At 54.9% G+C, this 7,831-nt stretch carries 8 protein-coding genes; 2 read left to right on the top strand and 6 right to left on the bottom strand.

The genetic code is table 11. The features are described 5' to 3' along the window. Window positions 1–64 precede the first annotated feature (64 nt). The 5 genes from ACT3T7_RS17325 to ACT3T7_RS17305 all read right to left on the bottom strand — a co-directional run bounded on the left by ACT3T7_RS17325 (window position 65) and on the right by ACT3T7_RS17305 (window position 3,924). Window positions 65–1,375, bottom strand: a complete 1,311-nt coding sequence (locus tag ACT3T7_RS17325; RefSeq protein ID WP_444631750.1) for an arsenic transporter — start codon at window positions 1,373–1,375, stop codon at window positions 65–67. Between the two features lie 14 nt (window positions 1,376–1,389). Then, a complete protein-coding gene (gene arsH, locus ACT3T7_RS17320; RefSeq protein ID WP_441677116.1) occupies window positions 1,390–2,118 on the bottom strand; it encodes an arsenical resistance protein ArsH in 729 nt (242 codons plus the stop codon). Beyond that, window positions 2,115–2,528 (bottom strand): arsenate reductase (glutaredoxin), encoded by a 414-nt coding sequence (arsC, locus tag ACT3T7_RS17315; RefSeq protein WP_441677117.1) that lies wholly within the window; start codon window positions 2,526–2,528, stop codon window positions 2,115–2,117. Before arsC ends, arsH begins: the two co-directional genes overlap by 4 nt. A gap of 5 nt (window positions 2,529–2,533) precedes the next feature. Further along, entirely contained in the window at window positions 2,534–2,884 is a 351-nt protein-coding gene (locus tag ACT3T7_RS17310; RefSeq protein WP_441677118.1) for an ArsR/SmtB family transcription factor, read from the bottom strand. An 86-nt stretch (window positions 2,885–2,970) separates the two neighbouring features. After that, complete coding sequence (locus ACT3T7_RS17305; protein ID WP_444622598.1) at window positions 2,971–3,924, bottom strand: GlxA family transcriptional regulator; 954 nt, start codon at window positions 3,922–3,924, stop codon at window positions 2,971–2,973. Window positions 3,925–4,068: 144 nt separating this feature from the next. Between ACT3T7_RS17305 and ACT3T7_RS17300 the strand changes: the two genes are divergently transcribed. Then, window positions 4,069–4,947 carry an MBL fold metallo-hydrolase gene (locus ACT3T7_RS17300; RefSeq protein WP_444631748.1) on the top strand — a complete coding sequence of 293 codons (879 nt, stop codon included), beginning with the start codon at window positions 4,069–4,071 and terminating at the stop codon, window positions 4,945–4,947. A gap of 81 nt (window positions 4,948–5,028) precedes the next feature. Continuing rightward, entirely contained in the window at window positions 5,029–5,574 is a 546-nt protein-coding gene (locus tag ACT3T7_RS17295) for a cysteine hydrolase family protein (protein WP_444631746.1), read from the top strand. A 141-nt stretch (window positions 5,575–5,715) separates the two neighbouring features. On the opposite strand, the gene ACT3T7_RS17290 is transcribed toward ACT3T7_RS17295, so the two are convergent. Continuing rightward, complete coding sequence (locus ACT3T7_RS17290) at window positions 5,716–7,821, bottom strand: protein-disulfide reductase DsbD family protein (RefSeq protein ID WP_444631745.1); 2,106 nt, start codon at window positions 7,819–7,821, stop codon at window positions 5,716–5,718. Between the last annotated feature and the right edge of the window lie 10 nt (window positions 7,822–7,831).

Here is a 7,831-nt window from a genome sequence, read left to right as displayed (position 1 = left end):
GCCGATACCAGAAGCTAGCCAGAATCCCTGACTAGCTTCCATCCAACCTAAACCCCTATTCAGCTCACCCCGCAGACAACACCGGCAGCCAAAGCGCCAAGGCAACCAGCGTTGCCAATAGCACCGGCGGCGTTATCAGCAGGCCTATTTTCATATACTGGCCCCAGCCAATTTTGTATCCCTTGCCCGCTAGTACGTGTAGCCAGAGCAGGGTGGCGAGGCTGCCAATGGGGGTGAACTTGGGTCCCAGGTCATTGCCAATCACGTTGGCGTAGACCATCAATTCCTGAGTGACGGCAGGCACGTTTGCTTGGTCGATTGCCAGCGCGCCGACGAGTGTCGAGGGCATGTTGTTCATTACCGAGGCGACGATGGCGGAAAGGAAACCGGTGCCCAGCGTGGCGATAAAATTACCCTGTTGTGCCAGCCACTCAAGCGCCAGCGCGCCATAATTTGTCAGCCCTGCATTACCCAGCCCGTAGACGACGAGGTACATGCCGATTGAGAACAGCACTATCTGCCAGGGGGCGCCGCGCAACGCACTTGATACGGAGACGATGGCACCGCGGCCCGCTTGCCACCAGCGTCCGGCAATTGCCATTAGCAGCACGGCGGCTGTGCCTGTCACAAAGGCGATGGGAATGCCTAGCGGGGCGGTCACGAAGTAGGCGATCAGAAGTGTCGCCAGCAACGGAAACGCCACTCGAAATATCAGCGGGTCCTTTATGACTGAGCGCGGTGGGTCGAGGTCTTCAACGGCGTAGTGCTTAGGAATACGGCGGCCAAAGGCTATCCAGAGCACGGCCAATGTAGCCGCTACTGACACCAGGTTCACCGGCACCATAACCGCCGCATAGCGATCAAAGCCAATATCAAAGTAGTTGGCACTGACGATATTAACGAGGTTAGAGATCACTAGGGGTAGGCTTGCGGTATCGGCGATGAAGCCCGTCGCGATGATAAAGGCCAGCGCCGCAGGCGGCTCAAATTTCAGGCGCAGCAGAATAGCGATCACAATGGGCGTTAGCAGTAGGGCGGCGCCATCGTTAGCGAAGAAGGCGGCAATGACCGCGCCGAGTAACACGACCAGCGGGAAAAGCAGATGCCCGCGCCCATTGCCCCAGCGCGCCACGTGCAGCGCGGCCCAGGCGAAGAACCCTGCTTCGTCTAAAATCAGCGAAATAATGATCAGGGCAACGAACGTAAAGGTGGCATCCCAGACGATGTCCCACACCACAACGATATCAGCCAAGTGCACCACGCCCATAAGCAGTGCCACTAACGCGCCGCCCAGCGCGCTCCATCCGATACCCAAACCCTTAGGTTGCCAGATCACCAGCACCAGGGTGACGACAAAAATGGCCAGTGCCAACATGAAAGGACCTTACGTCAGTGAGTGTTTTGGTTAACGCGGCGAGAGAGCTCTTCAGCACTCTCGACACGCTCTGAATAGCGGTCGGTAAGATAGGCGGACCTGTCTCGCGTCAACCAGGTGAATTTCACCAGTTCCTCACACACATCGACGAGACGCATATAAAGAGGTGAGGGCTTCATGCGTCCGGCATCGTCAAATTCGGTGAACGCTTTAGGTACAGAGGATTGGTTAGGGATGGTGATCATGCGCATCCAACGCCCGAGGATTCGCATCTGGTTAACGGCATTAAAGCTTTGGCTGCCGCCAGACACTTCCATCACCGCCAGCGTTTTACCCTGAGTAGGGCGAACACCGCCGAGCGATAGCGGTATCCAGTCGATTTGCGTTTTCATAATCCCCGTCATCGCACCATGCCGTTCGGGGCTGACCCACAGCATGCCTTCGGACCACTGAGCAAGGTCGCGCAGCTCTTTTACCTTCGGGTGATCGGCCTCTGAGTCATCTGGCAGCGGTAAGCCTGATGGGTTAAAGGTACGTACTTCACAGCCGTACCAGCGCAGCAACCTCGCCGCTTCTTCGGACGCCAAGCGTGAAAAAGAGCGTTCGCGCAGAGAGCCGTAAAGCACCAGAATCCTGGGGGAATGACGCGGCGCATCGGGGCCCGCCAATACGTCCACATCTATCGGCTGGAGCTTTTGAAGATCAATGTTGGGCAGGTCATTGAAACTGATAGGTTCGCTCACGGGTGGCTATCCTTAAGGTGCACTACCTCACCATCTTCTTTGGTAAACGTGGTGACTGGATTGGCCAATAAGTCGAGTACACGCTCTGAAGGGCGGCACAGGCGTGCGCCTTTTTCCGTTACCACAATAGGGCGATTGATCAGGATGGGGTGTGCGATCATGGCGTCTATCAGTTGATCATCGCTTAATGCTGGATCATCGAGATTGAGCTCTTCAAAGGGCGTGCCCTTGCGGCGCAGTAGCTCTCTTGGGGTAATCGCCATCATCGAGATCAGCTCGACCAGCCGCTCGCGACTGGGTGGTGTTTTTAGATATTCGATGACGTGCGGTGTCTCACCGGATGCTTCGATAATCGCTAACGTATTGCGCGAGGTGCCGCAGGCGGGGTTGTGATAAATCGTCGTTTTCAAAAGAGTTATTCCTTCTCGGTAGTGAGAGAATAGTCAGTAAAGGCCGTCAGAAGCGGCTCGCAAATCTCTGGGTGTCCCGCACAACAATCGCGAACCATAAAGCCCAGGATTTGTTGCATATGGCCGAGATTAGCGCGATAGATAATGGAACGGCTCTGCCGATGAGAGCTGACCCATCCTGCCCGTGAAAGCACTGAAAGGTGCGCCGACATCGTGTTATGGGGCACCGATAGCTGGCGTGCAATTTCCCCTGCAGGAAGGCCTTCAGGCTCATGGCGTACCAAAAGCCGAAAGGCTTCAAGGCGCGTTTCCTGAGAAAGGGCACTAAAACTGGCCGTGACGTTTTTAATTTCCATATGTCCAGTATTGTAGACATATTAGGAAATAGCAATCACATTATGTTGTGTGCATTACTTGGAATGTTAGATGTAAGCGTTGATCGTCAGGCGTTGCCGCCAAAGGTTTTGCGCCAATCGCGTGGGCTAACTTGATGGCGCTGCCGGAAATGTTGGCGGAAAGACGTCGCCGTGTGAAAGCCCGCCTTTTCTGCAATCGCTTCTACCGACAACGAGGTGGTTTCCAAAAGCTCACGCCCACGCCGTAACCGTTCGCTCACCAGCCACGCCACGACGGTCATGCCGGTGGCTTTTTGGAAGTTTCGCGTAAAGGTACGGCGGCTCATGGCGGTGCGCTCAGCAAGCTCGTCAATCGTGTGCGATGCCGATAGGTTTTCTCGTAGGTAGTCGAGCAGGCGATTGATATGCGCATCTTGGGTTGAGGCGGCAACCGGCTGCTCTATGAACTGCGCTTGCCCACCTTCCCGATGGGGTGGAACGATCATGGCACGGGCCACCTTGTTGGCAACCTGCGCGCCATAGTATTCGCGTACCAGGAATAAGCAGCAATCCAGGCCAGCAGCGGTACCGGCCGACGTCACTAGACGGTCTTCCTCCACATAGAGCGCATTGGTGTCCAGCGTAACGTTGGGAAAGCGGCCACTAAAATCCTGCTCGGCCATCCAGTGGGTCGACGCCCGCCTGCCATCCAACAGCCCGGCATAAGCCAGCGCATAGGTGCCGTAACACAGCCCCACGACGTGAGCGCCTCGCTCATGACAGCGGACGAGCGCCTCACACAACTCTGGTGGCGGTGCTTCATTCAGGTCGTGCCATCCAGGCACTATCGCAATATCCATGTTATCCAACAGTTCTAAACCGCCATCGGGCTTCACCGTCATTGCCCGTTCGCCTTCGATGGAATTTCCCCCAGGTGCCACAATGGAAAGATTGAACAGCGTGCGATCAGACAACGCTATACCAAACACCATATAGGGCACGGAGAAGTGGAAGGGGCTGAAGTGTGGGTGAAGGATTAGGCCGACATTGGGTAGAGACAAAGTGCGACTCCTGCTATGCGTTTTATAAACAGTAGCATCATGGCCCAAAAGTTTCGATAAATGTCTTTCAGGCCAATTCTTTTGTTGATTGAGCCTCTCTAAACTACTTGCCATTACCCGTAACGAATTTAAGGAAGTACACAGATGCTCATCAAGACCCTCGCTAGTTCTCTTGCCATCGCCACGGTGCTTATCGCTCATAGCGCATCCGCGGACTCGCTCTCTCAGGAGGCAACGCAGCAGGTGCAGCAGATCCGCAATGCGACGGTAAAAATCACCTATGGGGACACCACTTTCCTGATTGATCCTATGCTGGCCGAGCAGGGCGCCTATCCGGGATTTGAAGATACCTACCGTAGCGAGTTGCGTAATCCGCTGGTTGGGCTGCCAATGCCGGTGGAAGATGTGATCGGCGATATAGACGCTGTCATCGTCACTCACACGCACCTCGACCACTGGGATGCCGCCGCGCAAGCGCAATTGCCGAAGGACATTCCCTTGTTCGCTCAGAATACCGCTGATGCCGAGCTGATTCGCTCTCAGGGATTCAGCGATGTGCGCATCCTTGATAGCGGCACCGAGTTTGGCGGCGTGCAGCTTCACAAGACGGGCGGCCAGCATGGCTCCGATGCTCTCTATGCTGTTCCTGAGCTGGCGCAATCACTAGGTGAGATCATGGGTGTCGTCTTCGAAGCTCCGGGGCAGAAAACGACGTATTTAGTCGGCGATAGCGTATGGCGTGATGAGGTCGAGCAGGCAATGGAGCGCTACAACCCAGAGATGATCGTGTTGAATACCGGTGCTGCCGAGGTAGATGGTTTCGAAGGTGATCCCATCATTATGGGTAAAGAAGATACCCTGCGTACCCACCAGAAAGCCCCGAATGCCACCATCATCGCGGTGCATATGGATGCCGTGAATCATATGACGCTAAGCCGTGACGAACTGGCCGATTATGTGCAAAAAGAGGGAGTTCAGGAACACGTACTTATTCCCGCCGATGGTGAGGTCATTTCCTTCTAATCCCAAGGGCCGCTTCTTTATATAGCGGCCTACTTCTTCTTGCCAGCCTATTGGCAAACGCTACTGAAAAGGATTGATAATATGAGTCATCGCGCAATCATTGTCGTCGATATCCAAAATGAGTATTTCCCCGGCGGCAAGCTGCTGTTGAACGGTATTGAAGAGGCTGCCACGAACGCAGCTAACGTCATTGAACATGCCCGGTCGGCAAACGATCTTGTCGTCTATTTTCAGCATGAATCTGCCGATCCAGACATTCCTTTTTTCACCCCTGGTACGCAAGGGGTAGCCATTCACCCCATAGTCGCGCCGTTGGGCGAGGAAACGGTACTAGTGAAGCATTTTCCTAACTCGTTTCGTGAGACCGGTTTGCAAGAGCTGTTGGACCAGCAAAATATTGAGGAGGTCGTCATTATTGGCGCAATGAGCCACATGTGCATCGATGCCACCAGCCGTGCAGCGTCGGATTTGGGTTACAAGACGACGATTATCCACGATGCCTGCGCCACGCTGGATCTTGAATTCGATGGCGTGACGGTGCCAGCGCCTCAGGTTCACGCAACGATAATGGCAGCCTTGGCCTTTGCTTACGGTACGGTCACTACAACAAAGCAGTATATTGGCTAACGCCATCGCTCTACGTGGCCGCCTCATCGCCGCCTTCGAAGCCTCTTGTATCCAAGGCATTACAACAAGGCTTGGAAGACGCCACGGCGGTCTTACGCACGGTTCTCCTGCTAACTGTTCAGCACCTGTTAACCGTGCGGGTTAACCAGACTTGCCCGCTAACGTCGATAACACATTTGGCGCAAGAATCTGTGAAAGGACTTCAGGCTCGTTTTGGTCTGGCGTGTACCACAAGTAGAGAGGTACCCCTGAGCGGCCGTGTTGTTCCAAAAAAGCGGTGATAGCTGGGTCACCATTGGTCCAGTCACCTTTCATAGTGATCACATCCGCCTGCTCAAATGCTTGTTGCGTGCTGGCTATATCAATGGCTCGCTGTTCGTTCATATGGCAAGTGACGCACCAGTCTGCGGAAAAGTAGACAAAGATGGTTTGCTCCTGTTGCCGAAGTTCGGCCAAGCGGTCCGCGTCAAAGTCGAGTGTGCGTGTGGCGGGGGAATTTGCGGCTGCATTAATGGGCGCTTCGTGCCCTGCAAAAGAGCCCGGAACGAGGATGCTTCCCGTCAGCGCGAGTACGGCCGCGAGTCCTGCCGGCACCCAGCTCAAGCGCTTGCCATTGCGTTGGCGCAGGCCGGTGAACCAAAGTCCTATCGCCAGTAGTAAGATTAGAGCGAGGCTTGCAATCATGCCGTTATTGCTGAGCTGGCGGCCAAGCACCCAAGCTAACGCTAAAGCGGTTAGAAACATTGGGATGGCCATGATATGCCGAAAGGTTGCAAGCCAAGGGCCCGGCCGAGGAAGGCGGCGACGAAGCATTGGTATGAAACCAAGCAGCAAAAACGGTAAGGCAATGCCCAAGCCCAAGCCCACGAAAACCGTCAGTGCGGCAACCGTAGGGAGTACCAAGGCAGCGCCAAGCGCTGTGGCCATAAATGGGCCGGAGCAAGGTGTTGCGACAAAGGCGGCAAGTACGCCCGTCCAGAAAGCGCCGGACATGCCCTCCTGGCTAGCCAGTTTGGAGCCAGCATTGATGGAGCCTAGTTCAAAAAGGCCTGCCAGGTTAAAGCCAATCGCGGCAGTCAACAGCGTAAGCACCACAATGACCCGTGGGTCTTGCAACTGGAATGCCCAGCCAACGTGAGTACCGGCTGCGCGCAGAGCAATAATCGTTGCGCCCAGTATCAAGCAAACGAGGACCACACCGGCGGTATAGGCTAGCGCCTCACGCCGGGCTTCGCGTTGACCACCGGACAGGCGTGCAAGGCTAAGGACCTTAAGGCTGAGAATAGGGAAAACGCAGGGCATGATATTGAGCAGAACGCCGCCGAGGATGGCACCGAGAAATGCGGTCAGTAGTAATGTAGAACTACTTTGTACGCCAGCTGTGCTTGCGTTTGGCGTTGGCGCACCATCACTACGGCTAACCAATGCTAAACCGGTTCCATTGCCCAGTGACAGAAGTGCTTCGAACTCGTCAGGTGGATTGTCTGTCTGCCAGTATTTTGCCAACTGGGTTTCAATAATCAATGTGTCGCCTTCACGACTAAAAACCTGCTCAGACGCGGGATCAACCACATTGTCGGTGGCAACAAACAAGTGTGGATCGTTTAGTTCCACGCTGGTGGGCAAGGGGATGCTTAAACGCAGCTGGTTATCATCGGTCGTCACAAAGCTGGCTTGCGAACCGAGAGGCCTGGGAAGCTCGCGCCGCCATTCATCGAAGCGTGTTTTGCGCTCAGGCGTAATGTGGCCATCGCCTGCGACCAGCGTAGTGGCAAGCGATGCCTCCTCTGGAATGCAGGCATCAGCGCGACAAGCCAAGTAGTTGAAATCAACGCTAATAGGCAGAGAGGTCCCGGTGGGTACAGAGGCGTCTATTTTAATGGGCAGCAATAGTGCATAAGGGTGCTCGTAGACATGATTCATCAGATCGCCAGTCATTAGCGTCTGCGGTACTGGGTAAGCGGCATCGCCTACGCTGACACCTTCCGGCAATTGCCAATTGAACTGCGGTGGTAGGCCAATGCTACCCGGCTGTTTCCAATACCCATGCCAACCTGATTGCGGCTCCATGAAGACGGCTAAGGTGCTGGAGGAACCAGGTACCGGTTGATCTGTTTCCGCTACCAAAGTGCTCTTAATCAGTACTTCGCCCGAGATGCCGGGAAATTCCTGTGCAGCGCCGATCTGGGGAGTCAGCATTAACACCAGGCAGAAAAGGACAAAATAGCGATAAAGGAACGTGGGCATTGGCTATCAG

Origin of the sequence: Halomonas sp. 111, assembly GCF_052379685.1 — a bacterium.
Classification (GTDB): domain Bacteria; phylum Pseudomonadota; class Gammaproteobacteria; order Pseudomonadales; family Halomonadaceae; genus Vreelandella; species Vreelandella citrativorans.
Note: the sequence above shows the minus strand (reverse complement) of the source record. Positions and strands in the feature narration are given on the sequence as shown.